Source organism: Rhizobium sp. RAF56 (assembly GCF_052113965.1).
Taxonomy (GTDB): domain Bacteria; phylum Pseudomonadota; class Alphaproteobacteria; order Rhizobiales; family Rhizobiaceae; genus Rhizobium.
In genome coordinates, this window is record NZ_JBFRDU010000010.1 from 51,691 (window position 1) to 73,847 (window position 22,157).

At 60.4% G+C, this 22,157-nt stretch carries 20 protein-coding genes; 15 read left to right on the forward strand and 5 right to left on the reverse strand.

Annotated features, from left to right (window positions below; translation table 11 throughout):
* Nucleotides 1-41 precede the first annotated feature (41 nt).
* The 4 genes from AB4048_RS10505 (at nt 42) to AB4048_RS10520 (ending at nt 3,169) form a co-directional block, all read left to right on the forward strand.
* Entirely contained in the window at nt 42-359 is a 318-nt protein-coding gene (locus AB4048_RS10505; RefSeq protein WP_442201893.1) for a PepSY domain-containing protein, read from the forward strand.
* A 37-nt stretch (nt 360-396) separates the two neighbouring features.
* Nucleotides 397-1,005 (forward strand): general stress protein, encoded by a 609-nt coding sequence (locus tag AB4048_RS10510; RefSeq protein WP_442201894.1) that lies wholly within the window; start codon nt 397-399, stop codon nt 1,003-1,005.
* Nucleotides 1,006-1,102: 97 nt separating this feature from the next.
* On the forward strand, nt 1,103-1,606 hold the full coding sequence (locus AB4048_RS10515) for a YciE/YciF ferroxidase family protein (RefSeq protein ID WP_442201895.1): 504 nt from the start codon (nt 1,103-1,105) through the stop codon (nt 1,604-1,606).
* Between the two features lie 279 nt (nt 1,607-1,885).
* Nucleotides 1,886-3,169, forward strand: coding sequence for a cystathionine gamma-synthase family protein (locus AB4048_RS10520; protein ID WP_442201896.1), 1,284 nt, complete (start codon nt 1,886-1,888; stop codon nt 3,167-3,169).
* Nucleotide 3,170: 1 nt separating this feature from the next.
* Here the strand turns inward: AB4048_RS10520 and AB4048_RS10525 are convergent, their stop codons facing one another.
* A complete protein-coding gene (locus AB4048_RS10525) occupies nt 3,171-4,154 on the reverse strand; it encodes a Gfo/Idh/MocA family protein (protein WP_442201897.1) in 984 nt (327 codons plus the stop codon).
* Nucleotides 4,155-5,079: 925 nt separating this feature from the next.
* On the opposite strand from AB4048_RS10525, the gene AB4048_RS10530 reads away from it, so the two are divergent.
* From AB4048_RS10530 to AB4048_RS10545, 4 genes are all read left to right on the forward strand, one after another.
* Entirely contained in the window at nt 5,080-8,595 is a 3,516-nt protein-coding gene (locus tag AB4048_RS10530; RefSeq protein WP_442201898.1) for a choice-of-anchor D domain-containing protein, read from the forward strand.
* Between the two features lie 95 nt (nt 8,596-8,690).
* On the forward strand, nt 8,691-8,849 hold the full coding sequence (locus AB4048_RS10535) for a hypothetical protein (protein WP_442201899.1): 159 nt from the start codon (nt 8,691-8,693) through the stop codon (nt 8,847-8,849).
* A 249-nt stretch (nt 8,850-9,098) separates the two neighbouring features.
* A complete protein-coding gene (locus AB4048_RS10540) occupies nt 9,099-10,352 on the forward strand; it encodes a sensor domain-containing diguanylate cyclase (RefSeq protein ID WP_442201900.1) in 1,254 nt (417 codons plus the stop codon).
* A gap of 103 nt (nt 10,353-10,455) precedes the next feature.
* Nucleotides 10,456-10,887, forward strand: a complete 432-nt coding sequence (locus AB4048_RS10545) for a VOC family protein (RefSeq protein ID WP_442201901.1) — start codon at nt 10,456-10,458, stop codon at nt 10,885-10,887.
* Between the two features lie 23 nt (nt 10,888-10,910).
* Here AB4048_RS10545 and AB4048_RS10550 read toward each other — a convergent pair whose 3' ends face one another.
* Together AB4048_RS10550 and AB4048_RS10555 are read right to left on the reverse strand one after the other, a co-directional pair.
* Nucleotides 10,911-11,312: a hypothetical protein gene (locus tag AB4048_RS10550; protein ID WP_442201902.1), complete on the reverse strand. Its 402-nt coding sequence runs from the start codon at nt 11,310-11,312 to the stop codon at nt 10,911-10,913.
* Nucleotides 11,313-11,443: 131 nt separating this feature from the next.
* Nucleotides 11,444-11,863, reverse strand: coding sequence for an HD domain-containing protein (locus AB4048_RS10555; RefSeq protein ID WP_442201903.1), 420 nt, complete (start codon nt 11,861-11,863; stop codon nt 11,444-11,446).
* Nucleotides 11,864-12,017: 154 nt separating this feature from the next.
* Here AB4048_RS10555 and AB4048_RS10560 point away from each other — a divergent pair, with 154 nt between their 5' ends.
* The 3 genes from AB4048_RS10560 (at nt 12,018) to AB4048_RS10570 (ending at nt 15,044) form a co-directional block, all read left to right on the forward strand.
* On the forward strand, nt 12,018-12,956 hold the full coding sequence (locus AB4048_RS10560) for a ketopantoate reductase family protein (RefSeq protein WP_442201904.1): 939 nt from the start codon (nt 12,018-12,020) through the stop codon (nt 12,954-12,956).
* Nucleotides 12,953-13,669: a class I SAM-dependent methyltransferase gene (locus AB4048_RS10565; protein ID WP_442201905.1), complete on the forward strand. Its 717-nt coding sequence runs from the start codon at nt 12,953-12,955 to the stop codon at nt 13,667-13,669. The genes AB4048_RS10560 and AB4048_RS10565 overlap by 4 nt, the downstream gene beginning before the upstream one ends.
* A 517-nt stretch (nt 13,670-14,186) precedes the next feature.
* Nucleotides 14,187-15,044, forward strand: a complete 858-nt coding sequence (locus AB4048_RS10570; protein WP_442202007.1) for a Hint domain-containing protein — start codon at nt 14,187-14,189, stop codon at nt 15,042-15,044.
* Between the two features lie 18 nt (nt 15,045-15,062).
* Here AB4048_RS10570 and AB4048_RS10575 read toward each other — a convergent pair whose 3' ends face one another.
* Nucleotides 15,063-15,749, reverse strand: a complete 687-nt coding sequence (locus AB4048_RS10575) for a glutathione S-transferase family protein (protein WP_442201906.1) — start codon at nt 15,747-15,749, stop codon at nt 15,063-15,065.
* A gap of 202 nt (nt 15,750-15,951) precedes the next feature.
* On the opposite strand from AB4048_RS10575, the gene AB4048_RS10580 reads away from it, so the two are divergent.
* The 3 genes from AB4048_RS10580 (at nt 15,952) to AB4048_RS10590 (ending at nt 18,315) form a co-directional block, all read left to right on the forward strand.
* Nucleotides 15,952-16,656 (forward strand): SDR family NAD(P)-dependent oxidoreductase, encoded by a 705-nt coding sequence (locus AB4048_RS10580; protein ID WP_442201907.1) that lies wholly within the window; start codon nt 15,952-15,954, stop codon nt 16,654-16,656.
* A gap of 144 nt (nt 16,657-16,800) precedes the next feature.
* A complete protein-coding gene (locus AB4048_RS10585) occupies nt 16,801-17,019 on the forward strand; it encodes a hypothetical protein (protein ID WP_442201908.1) in 219 nt (72 codons plus the stop codon).
* Nucleotides 17,020-17,295: 276 nt separating this feature from the next.
* Entirely contained in the window at nt 17,296-18,315 is a 1,020-nt protein-coding gene (locus AB4048_RS10590; protein ID WP_442201909.1) for a GlxA family transcriptional regulator, read from the forward strand.
* Nucleotides 18,316-18,390: 75 nt separating this feature from the next.
* Here the strand turns inward: AB4048_RS10590 and AB4048_RS10595 are convergent, their stop codons facing one another.
* On the reverse strand, nt 18,391-19,221 hold the full coding sequence (locus tag AB4048_RS10595) for a response regulator (RefSeq protein ID WP_442201910.1): 831 nt from the start codon (nt 19,219-19,221) through the stop codon (nt 18,391-18,393).
* A 304-nt stretch (nt 19,222-19,525) separates the two neighbouring features.
* On the opposite strand from AB4048_RS10595, the gene AB4048_RS10600 reads away from it, so the two are divergent.
* Nucleotides 19,526-22,087: a GcvT family protein gene (locus AB4048_RS10600; RefSeq protein WP_442201911.1), complete on the forward strand. Its 2,562-nt coding sequence runs from the start codon at nt 19,526-19,528 to the stop codon at nt 22,085-22,087.
* Nucleotides 22,088-22,157 lie beyond the last annotated feature (70 nt).

The following is a 22,157-nucleotide window of genomic DNA, read 5'->3' on the forward strand; positions in this document are numbered from 1 at the left end:
AGGATCGTGAAAACCACGATCCGGGAAAACGAGGAAAAACAATGAAAATATTGATTATTGCTGCGGCGCTCGCAGGAGCGTCGGCGTTGAATGCTGCTGCCCAGACGACGCCTGCACCGTCGACAGACGGCAACACTCCTGCTGTCGCGACACCTGACACCACCAACCCCACAGCGCCCGTCGCAGGGGCCAATAGCTTCACCGAAGCGCAGGCCAAGGACCGTATCGAAAAGGCCGGCTTCGCCGACGTCACAGACTTGAAGCTCGACGACAAGGGCGTCTGGCAGGCTTCCGCAACCAAGGATGGGAAGCCCGCCAAGGTCAGCCTCGATTACCAGGGCAACATCGTAACCATGTGATCATCGACGACCATCAAACCAATTCAGGAGAATTTTTATGAGAACTGTTACCGGACTTTTCGACGACTATACGGACGCAAGTTCCGCAGTCAGCGCCCTTGAAGCTGCGGGCGTTCCCTCAGACGACATCAGCATCGTATCCAACAACGCGAACGACCGCCATTCCGTAAATCAGTCGGGTGCGGCAACGGGGGCTGAATCCGGCGCCGGCGTTGGCGCGGTCGTCGGCGGTGCTGGCGGTCTTCTGACTGGGCTTGGCATCATGGCCATCCCCGGCGTCGGCCCAGTGGTCGCCGCCGGCTGGCTTGCGGCGACGGCGGTCGGCGCAGTTGCAGGCGCGGTCGCCGGCGGCGCGACGGGCGGCCTTATCGGCGCCTTGACCGATTCCGGCGTGTCCGAGGATGACGCCAATCTCTACGCCGAAGGTGTTCGCCGCGGCGGGTCGCTGGTGACCGCGAAGGTGGACGATTCTCTCGTCCCGGAAGCCCAGGCGATCCTGGAGCGTTCCAACTGGGTCGATCCGGTGGAACGTAGGGCGCTCTATGCAGAGGAAGGTTGGTCCACGTTCGACGACACTCTCGACCCCTATGCACCCGAGCAGATCGAACAGGAACGCGATCGCTATCCCCGCCGATCGGCTTTGTGACCGCACGGGTACGGGCCCCCTCCCGGGCGGCCGTACCCACACCGCCGAGCACTCCCGCTGGCGCGTGAAGCCAACATAAAAACTTGAGGAGCCACCCATGGCCAAGGAACCCAAAACACTGGACGTTCTTTTCCACGACACCCTGAAGGATGTGTACTTCGCCGAAAACAAGATCGTCGCGACACTGCCGAAGATGAGTGAGGCCGCCAATAGCAAGCAGCTCAAGGACGCCTTCACCAAGCATCTCGCGGAAACCAAGGTCCACGTGCAACGCCTGGAGGAGGTCTTCAAGATCATCGGCAAGAAGCCGGAGGCGAAGACCTGCGACGCCATCATGGGCATCGTCAAGGAAGGTGCCGAGATCATCGATGAATATAAGGGCACCCCTGCCCTCGACGCCGGACTGCTTTCAGCCGCTCAGGCGGTCGAGCACTATGAGATGTCGCGCTACGGCACGCTCAGGACCTGGGCGCTGGAACTCGGCATGAAGGATGCCGCCAAGCTCTTGCAGACGACGCTCGACGAAGAGCAGGCCACCGACATCGCACTCACCTCGATTGCGACGAAGGTCGTCAATCAGAACGCTGAAAAGGCTGCCTGATCTCAAATGGTTCCGGTCTGCTCCGGCAGACCGGAACCTCACCCAAAGCAGCCCCGACAGCGAAAACAACCCCGCTGTAGAACTTCATACCGGCGGCGGCGGGCGATCCTCCCAAAACGACGCTTAGGCGAGCACCGAAGGCCTATTCCCGATGGGCAGCGCTTGCATTTCTGCTAGTCTTCCAACGACGCGCCGACGCTCGAGATACCACTGGCCCTCCGTTCGGATTGTCCTTGGTCCGAGACGTTGAGCCCGCAATCTCGATGAAGGAGACGTTCGATGACTGCGCCCCACCCGCCGAGAACCCATATCGGAAATCAAGCCCTCCATCCCGAAACGCAGATGTTGAACTACGGGTATGACCCCGAGCTATCGGAAGGCGCGGTGAAGCCACCGGTCTTTCTGACATCGACCTTCGTCTTCAGGTCCGCCGAGGACGGCCGAGATTTCTTCGACTATGTCTCAGGTCGAAAGGTGCCGCCGGAAGGCAGGGGCGCCGGCCTCGTCTATTCGCGCTTCAACCATCCGAACAGTGAGATCGTCGAGGACCGCCTCGCTGTCTACGAGGGGACGGAAAGCGGGGCGGTCTTCTCGTCGGGCATGTCGGCCATCTCCACCACTCTACTTGCCTTCGTTCGACCGGGCGACGCTATCCTGCATTCGCAGCCGCTCTACGGGGGCACCGAAACCTTGCTCGCAAAGACATTCCGCAACCTTGGCGTCTCAGCCATTGGGTTCGCCGACGGTGTCGATGAGGCGTCGGTGAACGCCGCCGCGCATGAAGCGATGGCCCGGGGTCGTGTCTCCGTCATCCTTGTGGAGACGCCCGCCAATCCAACCAACAGTCTCGTCGACATCGCGATGATCCGACGGATTGCGGACGCCATTGGAGAGAAGCAGGGACACAAGCCTGTCGTCGCCTGCGATAACACGCTGCTCGGACCGGTCTTCCAGCGGCCGATCGAGCATGGGGCGGACATATCCCTCTACTCTCTCACCAAGTATGTTGGTGGGCATTCCGACCTGATCGCGGGCGCGGCACTTGGCAGCAAGGCGATCGTAACCCAGCTGAAGGCGTTGCGGGGCTCGATCGGAACCCAGCTCGATCCGCATTCCTGCTGGATGCTCGGGCGGTCGTTGGAAACCCTGCAGATCCGCATGGAGCGCGCAAACAGCAACGCGAAAGTCGTGGCGGACTTCCTGCGGGACCACCCCAAGGTCGAGAAGATCCACTACCTGCCCTACGCCGATCCGGGCTCCGCTTTAGGCCGCACCTTCATTACCCAGTGCAGCGGCGCGGGTTCGACCTTCTCGTTCGACATCAAGGGCGGTCAACCCGCGTCGTTCAAGTTTTTGAACGCGCTGAAGATCTTCAAGCTTGCCGTAAGCCTTGGCGGAACGGAATCTCTTGCCTCTCATCCCGCGACGATGACGCATTCCGGCGTACCGGCAGACGTACGTCAGCGTATCGGCGTGTTGGAATCGACAATCAGGCTTTCGATCGGCATCGAGCATCGCGACGACCTTGTCGCCGATTTGAACCAGGCGCTCGACGAGGCGTGATCTAACGTTCTCCCGGATAGACCAGTCCTATCTGCTGCCTGATCGTGTCGAGCGTCTGCATGATTTCGACGCTCTGATCGGGCGGCATGCGTTCTGACCACTGCCCCGATTGTACCAGCGCTTCCATCTCGAATGCCTGAAACTGCATGCCCCGACCGGATACCGTTTCGTCGAATTGCTCGAGGACCGCACCGTTCTGATCGATGACCTTGAAGGAGGTCGGCTGGTACCAGACCGTCGCGATCTCTATGCGGGCCTTTGTTCCATAAACGACAGCAACGTTCGGACCCGCCGAATCCAAGGTGGACACTGTTGTCGAAATCGCTCCGCCCCGGTGTTCCATGACGGTGGCGACTAGGGCGTCGGCTCCAGTCGCTTGAAAACGCGCCATCGCCTGCACGGACGTCGGAGCACCAAGAATGTCGAATGCGAAGGAAATGGGATAGATCCCAAGATCCAGAAGCGCTCCGCCGCCGAGCTCGAGTGCGTTCAGCCGATGCGCTGGATCCGTGGGAAGGAACTGGCGATGCTCCGCCGAGAGCGAGCGCAGTTCGCCGAGGGTGCCTGAACCGATGATCTCGTGGATACGCTTCATATGGGGAAGGAAGCGGGTCCACATCGCTTCGAGGACCACAAGGTTTTTTTCACGCGCCATGTCAACGATCAGGCGGGCTTCGTGCGCATTCAACGTAAACGGCTTTTCGACGAGGACATGCTTGCCCGCTTCAAGGGCGAGCAGCGCAGCCTCGGCATGATGGGGATGCGGGGTAGCCACATAGATGATGTCCACGTCGGGATCGGCCACTAACGCCTCGTAGCTGCCGTGGGCCTTTGCGATATCGAACTGCTCCGCGAAGGCCGTCGCCTTCGCCTCGGAACGCGATCCGACCGCCGCGACCTTCAAACCGGCGGCGATGAGGTCCTGCGTGAATAGTTCCGCGATCCATCCGGTCGCAAGGATGCCCCAGCCGTTGGTCTTACCCATGCCTCAAGTCCTTCCATTGATAATTGATATGAAACGAAAGTGGTCGACGGCTGGCGGCAGCCGACGAAAAGTGAAGCGGTCAAGCACTAAGGTAGAGGTGATGTCGTCACAGTCTATGGGGCACTCGCGTAGAAGTGCTCCGCTTGATTAGCTCCTGATGCGGGCGATGCAAAGGGATCAGACGAAATTGTATTGCGTGCGAGCAGGAAGCGGTGACGCTCGGCGGATACCCCGATCGCAGGGTAATTGACCAACTCATGCGGTAGATACAACCACATGCCGACCGACGGAACCTTTGCATAAAGTTTGCGATGATGTAGAGTCTCCGGGCAAGCTGCTTTGGGCGGCGAAGGGCACAACTGGGCAACAGCCACCCCAGTAAAGTGCGGGGCAATTTGCTCGCATCTCCAGTCGTTGACAGTCTCAGATCTTCTACGCAGATCCCTGCACAGTGCTCGTAGTTGTACGTCGATACCGCTGGTTCAAGCACGACGGAATGTTCGCGTGAGGTCAAGAGAGGAGCCTCTGCGATTGAGGTGGGTTCAGGCCTAGCATGCACTTTCGGTCGTGGAATGGTGAACCAGGACCGTTGAGGAGAAAAATGGCAATGCCGAAGATTCCAAAAGGCCGGGGAGGTCGAACACCTACCCAACAGCAGCCCACCCAGGACGGTGATAGGCCACGGCACAAGTCAGATGGCCGGGAGCATCGCGTACATCAGGAAATCCTTGAGCGGCGTATGCGAGGGGGACCCGAGCTGACACCCGACGCATATGAGCGGGCGCTCGATGAATGGAGAAGTTTGCAAGGGTCGGTGATGCGGCCCCCTACGGATGTCAAGGTTCCCTCTGACAAGGGTCCGTCGGAAGAAGATCAGGACCAGAAGCCGAAGAGCGACAGCGACACCAAATGAGGAGCAGTTGCCATGAGCCTGAACGGAACCGTCTGGACTCCAATCGGTCCTAGTCCAATAGCTCAGGGCGGCTCTCCCGTCAGTGGCCTTGTCTCGGCCATAGCAATAAACCCGGCCAATCCAAATCTCATCTATATCGGCACCGCCGGTGGCGGCGTTTGGCGCACGGACGACGGTGGCACGTCATGGAGCCCGATCTTCGACCGACAGCTTGCCCTTGGTGTCGGCGAACCCGGCGCATTGGCCATCGACCCCAACAATACGGATGTCATCTATGTCGGGACCAGTCGGCGGGTGTCGGCGCAGCCCCAGGCGGGCCTGTTCAAGTCGACGGATGGCGGCTCAAGCTGGATCAGACTGGGGTCCGGCTATCCGGCCGGCAACACCGGCAATGCCCTTCAGTTCGTCAACCAGTGGGTCAACGTCATCACGGTCGACCCTGCCAATAGCAACATCGTCTATCTGGCTTCCACGGGTGGCTGCTATCGATCCACAGATGGCGGATTGAACTGGACGCAGGGCGTTGGCAGCGGCGGCGATGCTCGCTCGCTGGTGCTCGACACGTCTACTCCCGCCGCCGCCCGTGTGCTCTACGCGGGAATTTCCGGACGCGGCGTTTTCCGCTCAAACGACGGCGGCCAGAACTGGACGCAGATCCTGAACGGCACGACGCCCGCTGTCAGCGCCGCGATTGGGGCGTCACCAGCAGGGTTTGGCAAGACGATCGTTGCAATTGCGCCGCCAACTTCCCCGCCCAACGCGGCTGGGGTCCGGGTCATCTACGCGACGCTCCAGGGAACAGGCGGCGCCCCCGATCCGGTCGGCATCTTTCTCAGTACCGACCAGGGCGCGACCTGGGCACAACGGACCGCTACGGGCATGCCCACCGGCACGCAGGGCGGGTACAGCTTCAATTTCGGCGTCGATCCTGGCTCGCCCGGAGACGGTGCCAACGATATCATCTACTTCGGGGCGGTGGGTCATGCACGGTCGACCAACTCAGGCAATTCGTTCACCGCCTTGAGCGGCATTCATGCCGACAATCATGCCTGGGCCTTCGTCCGCCAGCCCGCTCCGTTGGCGTCGATCGTGTATTGCGGCAATGACGGCGGCCTCTACCGATCCACCGACGGCGTCAACTGGACGGCATTGAGCTCGGGAGGCCTGCAGACCGCGCTCTTCTACAACATCGACATGAATGCCGCCGGCACCAACAATCTCGGCGCGCTCCAGGACAACGGCACACAGACAAACGTCGGCGCAACGAACCTCGGCTGGGTCGCCGGCCAGGGCGGTGACGGCTGGGACGTCGTCTATGACGGGACCACCGCTGGACAGGTCTATTGCACCAGCGGCTTCTGGTCGCCCGCGCCTTGCACGCGGATTTGGCGCTCGACGGACGACGGGGCAACCTTCCCGACAGACATCACCCCGTGGGGCACGACCAGTGACGCAGGGTGCTATCTCTCGCCGCTGGCCACCGATCCGAGCGCTGCTGGCATTGTCTATGCAAGCGGCAATCAAAATCTCTGGCAAAGCCGCGATGGCGGCAACAGCTGGCGCATCCTTTCGCCCATTGCCACGACGGGGGATATCGACGTCGCGCCGACCAATGGCAACAACGTCGTGATCGGCGTCTCCAATCGGGTCTTCGTTTCAACAAATGCACTTGCGGCAACGGTCGGGCCACCTACTGGCGTGACGTTCACCGACATCACGCGCAATCTGCCGCCACGAAACGTTGCTCGCGTGGCCTTCGATCCGAATGATCCAACGACGCTTTATGCCGTGATGGGCGGCCTCAACGGCGGCGCGGGGAACATCGGCCATGTCTTCCGCACGACCCTCAGCGCCGCGGCCTGGACCGATATTTCGCCGCCACTGAATATTCCGTTCAACGCCCTGGCGCTTGACGGCACGGACAATCCGACGACCATCTACGCGGGCACCGACTTCGGCGTCGTCCGATCCGTCGACGGTGGTTCGTCATGGACGATACTTGACGATATTCATTTCCCGCGCGTTCCCGTGTTCGACCTCGTGCTCAGGAACGGGATCCTGCACGCAGCCACCTATGGGCGGGGCGCATTCGCCTTCGTCAAAACGCAAGGCCCGTCGATCGCGGTCAACCTGGAACACGATCTTGCCTTTGGAACGGTCTGCCAGGGGCCGCAATATCTGACCCTTGAGATATTTAACGTCGGAATGAGCGATCTGACGATCACCAGCGTCCAGCGCTTGATGGGCTCCGCCAGCTTCTCCGTGCTGGCGACGCCTGGAACCCCGCTAGTGATTGCGCCGGGTGAACACGTCGATTTCACGATTAAGTACGATCCGACCGCGGCAAGCGGCTTGGAAACCGCGACCATACGCATCGCCAGCAACGATCCGAATGCGCCGGTCGTGGATCTGTCGGCAACGGGCACCCGTGGTACCGCAGTCTTGGTCACGGCGATTGCCGATAGCGGCGACTTCGGCAACGTCTGTCTGGGATCGATTGCCGACAAGGACCTGACGATCAACAACCGCGGCACCTGCCCATTGCTGATATTCAGCGTCAGTTCCTCGTCGACGGAGTTCCTCGCGCCAAATGTGGTTTCCTTCCCGCTTCTGGTAGGTTCTGGGTCTAGCCTCACGCTGCCAATCCGGTTCGAGCCGGCAAGCCTCGGCGCGAAATCCGCAACAATCACCATTCTAAGCAACGAACCCGGTGGCGTCCGCCAAATCGCCGTTTCGGGAACTGCGCCCGCGCCGCGGCTCAACCTTATGGTCGCCAACGCCGGCAATTTCGGCAATGTGTGCGTGGGTTCGTTTGCCGATAAACCGCTGACCGTCTTCAATAACGGCGGATGCACGCTTTCAATAACCGCAATCGTTTCCTCCGGGGGCGATTTTATCGTGCCTAGCGTATCGACCTATCCAATCACGATCGCGGCCAGCGGCTCCATTGATTTGCCCATCCGATTTGAACCGACGAGCTTCGGAGCAAAGTCGGCCACGATCGACATCAGCAGCGACGACCCATCGGGCACTAAAAGCATCTCGCTTTATGGCTGCGCACCCTCCGGGAAGATCACCATCACCGGATCGACCTGCTTCGGCGGCGTCAGGGCCTGTTGCCGTGCCGAGCGAACGATCGCGATCTGCAACATTGGCGACTGCAAGCTGCACGTGACCAGCGTTGCCTTCAAACGTAAGAGCCGGCACTGGCGCCTGATCAACAACCCCTTCCCGGCAACGCTCCATCCCGGATCGTGCCTGAATGTCTTGATCCGCTACAAGGCCACGGAAAAATGCCCTCGATGTTGCGAACTCATCATCACCAGCGACGACCCGGACAACCCCGTCATAACCCTCGACGTCATGGCGTACACGATCTGGAACGACTGCGGCTGCAAGAAGGACTGCGATGATTGCAAGAAAGGGTGCTGTGACCACCACCACGGCGACTGTTCTTGCGGGGAATGCGATGATTGCTGTGACGAAGAGGAAGATTGGCGTGAAGATCGCGAGGATCGTGAAGACTAACCCGTCTTCGTAGCGCTTCCGCATCGAAGTCCCCGCAAAGAGTTGCGGGACTGGCGCGAGACTTTGATTTCTATTCAATCCGTTTGGAGGCAACTATGGACTTTATCGAGCGTTGGTTTGGCCTTTCCCCAGATGGCGGCGATGGTTCGACCGAACTGTTGATCTTCGCCGCAGTGATAGTGGTCCTCAGTCTGCTGGTCGGCCGCCGATACCTTGCAAAGTTTGGAAACCAATGGCGCAACAGGAAAGATTGATTGATTGGGCTTCGGCGTCATCCGAACTCTTCCTTTCCCACCGCCACCCTGAAATTTCAGTAAACCGTCCCGCCATCCGCTGCGGAGGCGACGTCTGCTTCGCGCGCCAAGAGCCGCCACTGCTCAGATGAGAAATTCCACACTCGGCTCCCAAGCCCGCCTCCCCATCACACTTCTCACGCATATCCGATTTTTTCACCAATCTATGAACGTATGGTCGCTGCGGCCAACTATGAAGGAAATGGGGAAGTGGTGATTGCTGGGGTGTTTGGAAAGTCAACGTCCGAGGTCAAGCTTCGGGAAGCCGAGCGCCTTGCTGCGCTTGAACGGCTGGACCTGCTCGACAGTCCAAGGGACGAAGGTCTTGAGCGAGTGGTGAGATTGATCAAGGAAATTTTCGCCATCGATATCGGGCTCGTGTCTTTGATCGACGCGCACCGGCAGTGGTATAAGTCCTGCTCGGGTCTTCTCGCCGATGAAGTGCCGCGCGAAGATTCCTTCTGCCGGTATGTCGTGTCCTCCGAAGAACCGGTCGTCGTGCAGGATGCGACGAAGGACTGGCGATTTTCGGAGCACCCGGCCGTAACCGGCGATAGCAGCATTCGCTTTTATGCCGGTGTCCCGCTGAAAACGAAGGAGGGACACACGATCGGCACAGTATGTGCGATCGATCGCCGGCCGAGATCGTTCAGCGCCCGGGATCTCGTCATCCTTGAGGAACTGGCCGCAGTCGCGATGGACCGGATCGAGCTGCTGCAATCGGCGGCCACGGACGGCTTGACGGAAGTCCTGACACGGCGCGCCTTCCGAGAGGAAGCCGATCAGCTCATCTCCGCGGCGCGACGACAGCAGACCGCTCTGCACTGCATCGTCCTCGACGTCGATCATTTCAAGTCAGTCAACGACACGCATGGCCACGCCGCGGGCGACGACGTTCTCAAGGCGGTCGCCGCCACCTGCAAGAAAATTCTCCGCGCAGAGGATGTTTTCGGGCGCCTCGGCGGTGAGGAGTTCGCCGTTATGCTTCCGAATGTCGGCCCGGAAGCCGCCATCCTGGTCGCCGAAAAATTGAGGATGGGGATTAAGTCGCAGAGCATCGGCGGCGCCGACGTTCCCCTGAGCGTGACCGCGAGCTTCGGGATAGCGGGACTGTCGATCGTCGCCAAGGACTTCGACACGCTGCTAGCGCAGGCGGACGCCGCAATGTATCGGGCTAAGAACGAGGGACGGAACCGCTGTGTTTCCTGGAGCTCGTTCCAGGCAAGCCATCAGATGGGCTCCCGCCGGCGTGTCCTCAAGGCGGGCTCGATCCTGTTCAACGATCGGCGCTCCACCATCGATTGCACGGTCAAATCCCTCGGCGCGGATGGGGCAGGTATCTGTGTTTCGAATTCGGCGGGTATTCCGCCGGAGTTCATCTTGGTTATCAAGGGCGAAGGCTTCGAAACGAACTGCAGAATCGTTGAGCAAGATCGACAGAATCTCGAGGTTGCGTTCCGATAGGGCATTGCTGAAAAGCCGTCGGATGCGAGCGGCGCGATGTTTGCCGCGATGGTAATTTAGCGCGATAGCTGTTATCTCTCGACGTATTGCGGGGGGAAGAAGAATGCCGGCGCTTGCCTTGCACCACGTCTCGATCGTCACCACCGATCTGGAAAAATCACGGTMGTTCTATCGTGATGTCATCGGTCTCGCCGAAATCCCGCGGCCGAATTTCAGCACGGATGGAGCTTGGTTCGCCTGTGGCAGCCTGCACGTGCATATCATCCTCAATCCCGAAGGCACGTTCCGCGCTGAGCCGACGATCGACCTTTCCGATTGCCATTTCGCGTTCCGTACCGACGATTTCGAGGCTGCCGTCGATCGTTTGAAGAGCCTCGGCTTTCGCGAAGATCTGCCGCAAGGCGACCCAAAATCCCTGATTGCGCGCCGCACCGGACCGGCGGGATTTCCGCAAATCTACTTCTGCGACCCGGACTTCAATCTCGTTGAAATCAATGGGGCGCCTACGGAGTGGCCGCCCCGGAAGGCTGGCTAGTGCAGCATGAGGGATAGCTATCCTCAGCGCCTTGTCGAGGTCTCGCGGTTTACGAGCAAAAAGCTGGCGAGCGAGAGGATCGGTACCCCGCGAAGCAACCGGCCGACGGCAAACGCTGCCGCTGCCGCTGCAGAGAGCTTCACCCATGGATAGTCGCCTAGCTGCGCGTGCGCGCTGGCGTTCAAATAACCGGCCTCGGATCTGATGACGGCGCGTGCGCGAAGGCGTGTGGCCAGCAGCTCCTTTCTCAGCTCCGCGATTTGTGCCCGCAGCTTGGCAAGTTCGGCATGCTCGGCTTCATAGCTGGGGGCGGCAGCCAGCCCTTCGACACCCCCCTCCTCCGCTTCCATCGCAGCTTCGGAAAGGTCTGCCCGCAAGTCGGCGGCAGTGTTGAACTTGTTCCCCTGAGGGCCTCCGTGCTGCATGACAACCTCCACAACGTCAACGACCATAGTGAAACGCCCACTGCCGGAAAAAGATGCATGGCAAGTGCCAGCGCCGTGAATATCGTCTGAAATCCCCGCGAAGCCTATGGCCGGTATCTCCAGCCCGATGGCTAGCGCCGTTCGAACTCCAGGGCCACGATCTCCAAGCCTCGCTCATACTTTTCCGGATTTTCGCCGATCTCCAGGCATTGCCAAAGGTTGTCCTCGAGATCCGCCTGCTTCACGGGGCGCGCCAACGGATTGGACATGGCTCTTCGGGTAAAGTCTTCGAGCGTCTCTGCGGTGCGCCGGGTCATCGCATCCACCGCAACGATCGTGTCGCGGGCAAAACCCTCTTCGCGCAGACGGTCCAGCGTCCAGTGATTTCCCTTTTCGACGACGTCGTGGAGATAGGCGACGGTCTTTGCCGCATCGCCGCTGACGGCGGCGGCAACCCGCCGGCAGTGTTCGAGAAAGGGCCTTCCGATCTTGTCGCTCTGCCCCTCATGCGCCGTCATCGCGACCTGCTTGGCATGTTCGAGGTGATTCATGAGATCCTCACTGCGCTGTTCGTGGGCAGTAACTGAAACCGGCCCCATTGGTTCCCGAGCGTTTGCGATCGCGGCCATACAATTGCCCGTGCGGAAAACACGGAAACTGCTATCTTAAGCCTGCAATCAGCGTAGTGGCGGCGGAGGGGCGACGATGCGGATCGCGATGATGGGCTCGGGAGCCATCGGAGGCTATCTCGGCGCACGACTGGCCCTCGCGGGCGAGGACGTCGTCTTCATTGCCCGCGGTAGCCACTTAGAAGCGATGCGTGCGGACGGGCTGCGCCTAGAGAGCCCACTCGGCGATCTCAATCTCGCCGTTCAGGCCACCGACACGCCCTCCGACATCGGCGTGGCGGACGTCGTGATCGTCGCGGTAAAGCTCTATGATGTCGAGGCCGCGGCCGCGGCCATCGTACCGATCGTTGGACCCCAAACGCGGGTTGTTACCTTTCAGAACGGCATAGACAGCGTCGATGTACTTTCGCGGTTCGTGCCGCGCTCCCAAGTGATCGGCGGTGCCGCCTATATTTCCACCTATGTCGCTCGGCCGGGCGTGATCGTCCATCTCGGCAGCGTTGCCCAATTCAAGACCGGCGGCCGCGAGGACGCGACGATCACTGCCCTCTCGATCGCTGCCGGGAAAGTCGGGCTCGACCTGCAGGCCGTCGACGACATCGGGCAAGTCATCTGGATGAAATTCGTGACGCTTTGCGCCTTCTCCGGCGGCACGGCGCTGATGCGCTCCGGGATCGGTCCGATCCTCGCCGATCCAGAAAGCCGGCTGTTCATCGAGCAGCTGCGCGACGAGGGTATCGCCGTCGCTGCCGCCGCGGGCCATCCCATGACGGCAGATTATGTGGAGCGTATCCACACGCTATGGCACCAGTTTCCGCCCGAGACGAAGTCGTCGATGGCCAACGACCTTGCACACGGCAAGCCGCTGGAGCTCCGCTGGCTATCGGGGCGCATGCATTCGCTGGGACAGTCGCTCGGCGTTCCGACACCGGCGCATACCGCCGTCTATCGCGCGCTGCATTTGTGTGCCGACGGCGCGCTGCAGGCGCCCCCACCTTCGGAGAGCTCGCCATGACCATCGACGAAGCCGCCGCCAGTGATGAATCGCAAGCGATGTTCAACAGGCAGCTTGCGACATACCGCAAGATCGTCGGCGCCAATCTCATGTTTCATCGCGAGATCTATGGGCTCCTGAACGACGTGCTCTCGCGGGACATGGCGCGGCCTTTCAGATTTCTTGACATCGCATGCGGCGATGCGAGCGCTTCGTCGAGGATGCTCCAAGAGAGCCCCGTCGCCCACTACTACGGCATCGACCTTTCGCCGGACTCTCTCCAATTGGCCAGCGCCGCCACCGCAATCCTCAAATGCCCCGCGGAGTTGCGATGCTGCGACTTTGCGGACGCCATGGCGACGTGGACCGATCCGGTGGACGTCATCTGGATTGGAATGTCGCTTCATCACCTGCAGGCGGATGGCAAGGCCCGCCTCATCAGGCATGTGTACGATGCGCTCGACCGTCGCGGCCTCTTCCTTATCTGGGAGCCGACATTGCGTGACGGCGAGAGCCGGGACGAATGGCTCGACAGGTTTACCGCGCTGCGGTCCGCCTGGGCCGCCCTCACGGACGAGGAATTCGCGGCCATGGACGCCCATGTCCGCCTGGCCGATTTTCCGGAGTCTCCAGGCGATTGGATCGCCATGGGCGAGCAAGCCGGTTTTACCAGGGCCGAACAGCTGTTCCTGATGCCGAACAGGATGGGTGCCGTTTTCCAATATTGGCGCTAGCCCGTTGGGGCTATAATATCCTTTAGGTAGCGCTACTTTCAAATCACACGCCTAAAGGGCAAACGCAGCATCATGTCCGAGCCCATACGGCGTCCTCCTCGCTCAGGTCGGGCAGATAATGCCAGCTAGCTCGGACTGGGCTGCTTCCGCATACGGCGAGATAAGCTCCAGCGTAAGAATTTACACATTCAATATCAAATAAATAGACTGTGTTGGCTGTTCCACCTGCAGTCGCTGCTGCCGTAACGGAAAGTTACGTTAAACGGCATGCTTGCATAATCACCTAAACATTCAATCAAAGAAAGTAAAAGAGGTAGATCGGGAGCATTATTTTGCGCCCATCTACGTCTATTTCACGTGGGAATTCGCGAATACGTGATGGGCTAATCCCGTCTAAGTTCCGTTACGATAGGCAAGAGAAAATCCAATGGAAAAATCCATAAAAAAGGAGAAGGAAATGTGGGCGGCTAGGGATGGGCACAGGCCAATCAATCGGGCAAGACGTCACTTTTTGGGCATGGCCGCGGCCGCCGGCGCCAGGGTTGCTGTCATCAGCGCAGCGGCTGTTACGGCGACCGCCGCTCCCGCGCACGCGCTCGGCAAGGCGTGGTGGAAAGGCGGCGGAGGCGGAAACCACGGCGGCGGTGGCGCGAGCGGCGCCGGTGGTGGCGGTGGCGGCGGGACGTCGTCCGGCGGCGGGAACTCCGGCGGCTCTCCAGGCACAAGTGTGAGCTGTTTCCTTCTGGGTACATCGATCAAGACCGCGACCGGCGAGGTTGCCGTGGAAAACCTGCGGATCGGCGATTTGGTCGAAACCGTGCGCGGCGAAGCACTCCCCATCCGTTGGATTGGCCATCAGACGTTTCAGAAAAGCGGCCCTGCGTGGGACGAGAGCGTCATGCCGATCCGCGTCGCACGCCATGCGCTTGGCCCACTGACGCCGCATACCGACCTCTACCTTTCCGCCGGACACGCCCTCTACATCAACGGCACTCTGATCCGGGCAAAGGACCTCGTAAACGGCCTCACGATCGTGCCGGCACTGCCTGACGATCGGGAAACTCTAGAGTATTTCCACATCGTACTCGACGACCATCAGGTCGTGCTGGCCGAGGGCGCGCCGGCCGAAACCTTCCTCTATTGGGTACATAACCGCGAAAGCATGGCGAACGTCTCCGAGTACGAGCGTCTCTATCCGGCAGCCGCGCGTCGGTCGATGAAGGCCTATGCTCCGATCGCCCTTAACGAGAGCGGGCGGCAACACCTGAAGGCGCTCCTGCTGCTTGCCGTTTCACCCTTCGCCCCAGTCGAAGACCCCTACCTGGACGCCTACGACCGGATCGTGGCACGGGCGGAGGAACTCACCAGCGCCTGACGCGCAGCGGACCGGCCGCTAGGCCGGATCCACGAGAAATCGCGCCGGAATGTCGGCCTTGAACGGAAACAGAGCGAAATAGGGCCGTGCCTCCGCCAGCGTGCGCTGGACGGAGGCGCGCGCTACCAGGCGATCGAAATAGGCCGCAAGATTTGGGTGGTCATCGGCAAAAGGCGCGACGATGCCAGCGTAGAAGAGCGCGGGCACCGCCGCGCAATCCGCCATGGAAAACGCGTCGGCGGCAATCCACGTCCGCCCGCTCAGGCGCTCTTCGAGCAATTCGTAGGCCGATCGCAGCGTCGCTTGCGCCTGCGCTGCGGCTAGTGGGTCCTTCTCGCCCTCCGACCGACGGCGATCGGCAACGATCGCCTGCATGGGCTCCTGAACATAGAGATCGAAGATGCGGTCCCAAAGCCGAACGTCGAGGCGCGCTGCCTCGTCCGAAGGCAGCAACGCCTGCTGTCCGGCGTAGTGTTGCTCGATATACTCGATGATGATCGAGGTCTCGGGAACCGTCTGCCCACGCCGATCGTCTCTCAGCACCGGTATCTTGCCGAGCGTCCAGAGCGCGAAGAATTCGGCGCTCGCCTTTCGGTCGCCGAGATCGACCACGACGTTTCGAAAGGGCGTGCCATTCTCATAGAGCGCAATCAGAACCTTGTGGCAAAACGAGGCGAGCGGGTGGGAATAGAGGGTCAGGGTCATGCGGCTTCTCCAACGACGCGGCAAATTCTCAACGAGACAGCGGTAGAAAGGTTTCGGACGAGCGCTTCTGTCAACCCACTTCCATGCCTATCGCGCCGTTGCATCGGCATCGATAGGCTGGCATCGTAGTCGACGAAGCTCGAAGGCGCTCCTGCTGCGAGCGCTGGTCGGCTCGTGCGCACTCAATTGCGGAAGGGTGGAGATGGGAACGAAGGTCGTCATGGTCACTGGCGCCGGAGGCAACCTCGGACGCGCCGTCGTCGAACATCTGGCAGCGGAGGGCGCGCGCCTCGTCTGCGTCGAACGCAATCCCCAGTCGCTGGATGAGGTCGTGGGCGCCCTCCCCGCCGGGGTCGAGGTTCTCAAGGTTCCGGGCATAGATCTTGCCGATCTTGGGGCATGCCAAAGCGCGGTTCGGCTGGCGGAGGATCGCTTCGGGGGAATCAATGCTCTCGTGAACACGGTCGGCGGCTTCAAGATGGGGTCGGTTGACGAGGCCGGGCTTGCGCAATGGGACGCGCTTCTGGCGATGAATGCGCGTACCGCCTACGCCATCAGCGCGGCAGTACTGCCCTCGATGCGGAGGGCCGGCTACGGCCGTATTGTCCATATCGCGGCTGCGCCGGGACTGAAATCAGGCGCGAAACAAGCGGCCTACGCCGCCTCGAAGGCGGCCGTCATGCGCCTGACCGAGGCGATCGCCGCCGAAAACCGGGCACATCGCATCACCGCCAACTGCATCCTGCCCGGCACCATCGACACGCCTCAGAACCGCGCCTCCATGCCAGACGCCAACACCGAAACCTGGGTGCCTCCAGCGGCGATCGCCAAGCTGGTCGCTTTCCTGATTTCCGACGACGCCGGCGTGGTCACCGGCGGGGCAATTCCGGCCACTGGTTTCGCCTGATCAGCGCCCTCGCCGCCTCCGGCATACTTCAATAAAACTTATACCAAGCATAAATACTATTCTCTTGATTGATCTGTGCCCAGGCACCATATTTATTATCGAAGGTCGCGACCTTTCAGCTGACTACGGCGAAAGGAACCTGAAATGACTACGATCACCTACAGACATACCGGCGAGCGTCACGGCGCTATCGCATCTGGCTCACGCGTGCTCGGACAGGTTTCGTCCTACGCCCATCGCCTCGCTGACCATTGGCGCCAATGGCGCATGGAGCGTGCCATCGAAGCCATGCCGTTCGATATGCGCAAGGACTTCGGCTGGCCTTCGGCCGACATCGAGGATGAGCGCACGAGATTGCATTAATTGCGACACCGGAAAACGGGGGGCGCCGCTCAACCATTAGCGAGCAACGCCTCCCGTCAGATACACGTATTTAGATTTTTGTTGAATTCCATGGATATATCTCTTCTGGCGGCTGCATCGCTCTTAGCGTGGCTTGGATTGCCGCCCAATTTTAGAAATGTCGCAAAATAAGCTTTGTGGCCGCATTTATGTATGCGAACGTCGCTTCCAGACTATCGACACGACGCAATTGAGGCGAGGAATGTCGCGTGGTTCTGCGGAGGACGGGTTTCCCACATGAGCAAGGCACAGACCAAGAAGCGTTCGCTGGTTTTCTTTCTTGTACCCCATTTCACGATGTTGCCCTTTTCCGCCGCGGTTGAAACGCTGCGGATCGCCAACCGTATGCTGGGATATTCCGCCTATACATGGCGCCTCGCATCGGTGGATGGTCAGAAGATCTATTCGTCGAGCGGCATCGGCATCGAGGTAAATACGTCGCTCGCCGACGAGCGTCGGTATCTTAGCGGCGAGAACCGGCCGAACATGGTGCTCGTCTGTTCCGGCATCTATGTCGAGGAGTTCCAGAACAAGTCCGTGAATGCCTGGCTGCGCGAAACCTATAATCGCGGCGTCGCGGTCGGTAGCCTCTGTACGGGCGCGCATGTGCTGGCGCAGGCGGGGCTGCTGAACGGCAAGCGCTGCGCCATTCATTGGGAAAATCTTCCCGGCTTTGCCGAGAGCTTCCCGCAGGCGGAAGTCTATGCCGATCTCTACGAGGTAGACAGCAACCTCTATACCTGCGCAGGCGGCACCGCATCGCTCGATATGATGCTCAATCTGATCGGGCAGGATTTCGGCGAGAACCTCGTCAATCGTGTCTGCGAACAGCAACTGACCGACCGGGTCCGCAGCCCGCACGACCGCCAGCGCCTGCCGCTGCGCGCGCGTCTCGGCGTACAGAATTCGAAGGTCCTGTCGATCATCGAATTGATGGAAAGCAATCTCGCCGAGCCGCTGTCGCTCTTGGAGATCGCCGACGGCGCGGGTCTCTCCCGCCGCCAGATCGAGCGGCTGTTCCGCCAGGAAATGGGCCGCTCACCTGCCCGATACTACCTTGAAATCCGCCTCGACCGCGCCCGCCATCTCCTGGTCCAGTCGTCGATGCCGGTAGTCGAAGTGGCGGTTGCCTGCGGCTTCGTATCGGCGTCGCACTTCTCCAAGTGTTACCGCGAACTCTACAATCGCTCGCCCCAGCAGGAGCGCGCCGAACGCAAGCTGACCATGTCGACGGCCAGGACAGGCGTGGTCATCTAGAGAAAGATTTCTCATCTCGGACATGAAAAAGGCGCGGCATATATGCCGCGCCTCAACTATTTCTGGATCACGACATCAGGCAACGGCGCGCTGCCGCTGCATCGTCTGGATCTGCAGGAGCGTGTCAAGGTTCTGGTTTACGCGGCAGTAGAACTCCTCGTCGATGAAGGGGCGCAGCATGAAATCGTTGCCGCCCGCCTTCAGGAAGCGTGCCGAGAGCAAGCGGTCCGTCGAGGACGATACGCCGATGATCCGAAGCCTGTGCGAGCCGATCGTGGCGCGGATGCGCCGGGTCAACTCGAAGCCATCGATATCAGGCATGTTGTAGTCGGTGATCATAAGCCCGATGTCGGCATTGGCTTTCAGGATCTCGAGCGCCTTTGCGCCGCTTTCGGCAAGCGACACCCTGAAATTGTAGCGCTTCAGCCGGCTCGAGAGCAGCGCGCGCGCCGTCGGGCTGTCATCGACGATGAGAACGTGATGGCGGTGGTTGGTGAGGAAACGGCATATCGACTCCGCCAGCATGTCGACGGCGAAGACGTTGTCCTTCAGGATGTAGTCGACCACATCCTTGGCAAGGAGTTGGTCTCGCATGGCCTCGTGAAAAGTGCCGGTGAAGACGATGGTCGGAATGCTGAGATCGACGAGATACTGCAGTGCCTCGCCGTTTTCCGCGCCCGGAAGGTTGATATTGGAGATTGCCAGCTTGATCGGCTCATCGGACTGGTCGTAGGCAATCTGCAGATCCTCGAAGGTTCGGCAGATTTCGACCTCGATTCCAAACAGCTCCTTGAGCTTGGTCCTTATCATCGACGTGAAAAGGTTTGAATCTTCCGCGAGGAGGATGCGAGCATCCGAAAGCGCCTCGCCGGAATATTGCATCCCCGAAATACCCAAGTAAGCCATCACAAACCTTTGACTGAAACGTGCCGCAACAATCCTATCGATAGGGCGAAGCGTTTGAATATTTCTTAATTGCTCGTGAGCAACCGACGGCGTTCGACGAGGGCAGCCGTATTTGACGAACCAGGTGTTCGCAGGAATGCCGGTTTGTCTTACGTTATCAGTGGCATGAGTGCCCACCGGGCAAAGCGGATCGCCTTACTGCGGACTGGTCGTACAGCGGGACGAATTATGTCGTAGACAGGCGCAAATCGCGCTAAAGCACGTTCTAAGATCCGGCTCAAAATACCAACTAGGGACGTATTCCATGGCAGAGTTTCCGAAAAAGGCGAAGGTCGTCATCGTCGGGCTGGGCGGCATCGTCGGCGCCTCGATCGCTCATCACCTGATCGAGCGCGGATGGGACGACATCGTCGGCATCGACAAGTCCGGCGTCCCGACCGACATCGGGTCGACGGCACATGCCTCGGACTTCTGCTACACGACGAGCCATGACTATCTCTCGGTCTGGACCACGCAATATTCGATCGATTTCTTCGAGAAGATGGGCCACTACGCCCGCATCGGCGGCCTCGAAGTGGCGCGCGTCGGCGACGAGACCTGGATGCAGGAAATCAAGCGCAAGCTGTCGTCGGCAAAGGCCTTCGGCACCCGCGCCCACTACGTCAGCCCGGCCGAGATCAAGGAAAAATTCCCCTTGATCGAAGAAGATCAGGTGATGGGCGGCATGTTCGATCCCGATGCCGGCCTCGTCGTCCCCCGCTCGCAGACCGTCGCCGGCAAGCTGGTCGACGCTGCCGAAAAATCCGGCAAGCTTCAGGTCTTCGGCAATACGCCCGCCCAGTCGCTGATCGTCGAGAACGGCCACATCAAGGGCGTCGTCACCCATCGTGGCACGATCATGGCCGACCATGTCGTGGTCTGTGCCGGCATCTGGGGCCGCCTGATCGCCGAAATGGTCGGCGAGGACCTGCCGGTCATGCCGGTCGACCATCCGCTCACCTTTTTCGGTCCCTATAACGAGTTCGAAGGCACGGGCAAGGATATCGGCTTCCCGCTGCTGCGCGACCAGGGCAACTCCGCCTACATGCGCGACACAGGAGACCCAAAGACCAGTGAAGGCGGCCAGATCGAGTGGGGTTATTACGAGACCGACAATCCGCGCCTGTGCCATCCGCGCGATATTCTTGAAAAGCATGAGGCGCGACTTTCACCCTCCCAGCGCGACCTCGATATGGAGCAGATCATTGCTCCGCTCGAGCGCGCCATGGAACTGACCCCGATCCTCGGCGAGCTCGGCTACAATGAAAGCCATTCCTTCAACGGCCTGCTGCAGGTTTCCGCCGCGGGCGGCCCATCCTGCGGCGAAAGCCAGAAGGTCCGCGGCCTCTGGTACTGCGTCGCCATCTGGGTGAAGGATGGACCTGGCTACGGCAAGCTGATCGCCGACTGGATGACGGACGGCCGCACCGAAATCGATCACAACAGCATCGACTATGCCCGCTTCTATGCGCATCAGCTGGAAGAAAAATTTATCGAGGGCCGCTGCCGCGAAGCAGCTCAGAAGATCTATTTCCCGGCGATTCACCCGCGCGAGCCCTATGCGACGGGCCGCAACGTCAAGCGTTCCCCATTCTACGAGCGGGAAAAGGAGCTCGGTGGTCATTTCATGGAGCTCGGCGGCTGGGAGCGCGCCCATGGTTACGCCGCCAACGAGCACCTGCTCGAAAAATACGGAAATCAGGTGCCGGTGCGCGAAAACGAATGGGACAGCCGCCATTTCTGGCGCGTGTCGAACGCCGAACATCTGGCGATGAGCGACGATTGCGGCATCGTCAACCTGTCGCATTTTTACATGTTCGATGTCGAAGGTCCCGACCATGTCGAGCTGATGGAGTGGATCTGCGCGGCGAAGATCGGTGGCGATGCGAACATCGGCAAGGGCATCTATACCCACTTCCTTGACGACGAGGGCATGGTGCGCGCCGACCTGACCGTCATCCGCATGGCCGATCGCTGCCGTGTCATCGACGGCGCCGACGCCGGCCCGCGAGACTTCCACTATGTGAAGCGCATCGCCGAGGACAAGGGCTTTGACGTCACGGTGACCGACGTCTCGGAAAAGTATGTGACGATCGGGATCTGGGGACCGAACGCTCGCGCGAACCTGAAGAAGGTCGTCGCCGACCCGGCGGTACTCGATCCGGAAAACTTCGCCTTTGCGGCGATCAAGCCGGTCGAGATCGCCGGCAAGCCGGTAACTGCCTTCCGCATATCCTATGTCGGCGAACAGGGCTGGGAACTGCATATGAAGTATGAGGACGGCCTCGCCGTCTGGGATGCGCTGCAGGCGACCGGCGTCATGGCCTTCGGCGTCGAGACCTACGCCAACTCGCGCCGTATGGAAAAGAGCCTGCGCCTGCAGAACGCCGACCTCTTGACCCAGTACAACCTGATCGAATCCGACCTCGCCCGCCCGAAGGTCAAGGAAGCGGATTTCCGCGGCAGGGCCAAGCATCTGGAATACAAGGCGCGCGCTAGCCAGCCCGCCATGCTCTGCACATTGGTGATGACCGATAATGTCGATGCAAAGGGCGTGAAGCGCTATCCCGTCGGCTCTCTGCCCGTCATGGATCCGCAAACCGGCGATGTCTTGATCGACGAACTCGGTCGCCGCTCCTATACCACCTCGATCGCCTACGGCCCGACGATCGGCAAGAACATCGCGCTGGCATACCTTCCCTGGTCGCACTGCCAGGTAGGCAGAAAGCTCAACGTCGAATATTTCGGGGAGACCTACCCGGTCGAAGTCGCGGGCGTCGGATACAAGCCGCTCTACGACCCGGAAAACCTGAAGCCGCGCACGTAAGAGCACACACGGCCGGCCAGAGGAACCACGACAGGAACCTGCCCAAAACTTGGGCGGGCTCTTGTCGTTT

What these genes read in the sequence shown, in the direction of transcription:
- AB4048_RS10510 (WP_442201894.1), top strand. Translation starts at nt 397, where the DNA reads ATGAGAACTGTTACCGGACTTTTCGACGACTATACGGACGCAAGTTCC.
- AB4048_RS10585 (WP_442201908.1), top strand. Translation starts at nt 16,801, where the DNA reads ATGACTACGATCACCTACAGACATACCGGCGAGCGTCACGGCGCTATC.
- AB4048_RS10555 (WP_442201903.1), bottom strand. Translation starts at nt 11,863, where the DNA reads ATGAATCACCTCGAACATGCCAAGCAGGTCGCGATGACGGCGCATGAG.
- AB4048_RS10565 (WP_442201905.1), top strand. Translation starts at nt 12,953, where the DNA reads ATGACCATCGACGAAGCCGCCGCCAGTGATGAATCGCAAGCGATGTTC.
- AB4048_RS10525 (WP_442201897.1), bottom strand. Translation starts at nt 4,154, where the DNA reads ATGGGTAAGACCAACGGCTGGGGCATCCTTGCGACCGGATGGATCGCG.
- AB4048_RS10505 (WP_442201893.1), top strand. Translation starts at nt 42, where the DNA reads ATGAAAATATTGATTATTGCTGCGGCGCTCGCAGGAGCGTCGGCGTTG.
- AB4048_RS10560 (WP_442201904.1), top strand. Translation starts at nt 12,018, where the DNA reads ATGCGGATCGCGATGATGGGCTCGGGAGCCATCGGAGGCTATCTCGGC.
- AB4048_RS10515 (WP_442201895.1), top strand. Translation starts at nt 1,103, where the DNA reads ATGGCCAAGGAACCCAAAACACTGGACGTTCTTTTCCACGACACCCTG.
- AB4048_RS10550 (WP_442201902.1), bottom strand. Translation starts at nt 11,312, where the DNA reads ATGCAGCACGGAGGCCCTCAGGGGAACAAGTTCAACACTGCCGCCGAC.
- AB4048_RS10520 (WP_442201896.1), top strand. Translation starts at nt 1,886, where the DNA reads ATGACTGCGCCCCACCCGCCGAGAACCCATATCGGAAATCAAGCCCTC.
- AB4048_RS10595 (WP_442201910.1), bottom strand. Translation starts at nt 19,221, where the DNA reads ATGGCTTACTTGGGTATTTCGGGGATGCAATATTCCGGCGAGGCGCTT.
- AB4048_RS10580 (WP_442201907.1), top strand. Translation starts at nt 15,952, where the DNA reads ATGGGAACGAAGGTCGTCATGGTCACTGGCGCCGGAGGCAACCTCGGA.
- AB4048_RS10570 (WP_442202007.1), top strand. Translation starts at nt 14,187, where the DNA reads ATGGCCGCGGCCGCCGGCGCCAGGGTTGCTGTCATCAGCGCAGCGGCT.
- AB4048_RS10535 (WP_442201899.1), top strand. Translation starts at nt 8,691, where the DNA reads ATGGACTTTATCGAGCGTTGGTTTGGCCTTTCCCCAGATGGCGGCGAT.
- AB4048_RS10530 (WP_442201898.1), top strand. Translation starts at nt 5,080, where the DNA reads ATGAGCCTGAACGGAACCGTCTGGACTCCAATCGGTCCTAGTCCAATA.
- AB4048_RS10590 (WP_442201909.1), top strand. Translation starts at nt 17,296, where the DNA reads ATGAGCAAGGCACAGACCAAGAAGCGTTCGCTGGTTTTCTTTCTTGTA.
- AB4048_RS10600 (WP_442201911.1), top strand. Translation starts at nt 19,526, where the DNA reads ATGGCAGAGTTTCCGAAAAAGGCGAAGGTCGTCATCGTCGGGCTGGGC.
- AB4048_RS10575 (WP_442201906.1), bottom strand. Translation starts at nt 15,749, where the DNA reads ATGACCCTGACCCTCTATTCCCACCCGCTCGCCTCGTTTTGCCACAAG.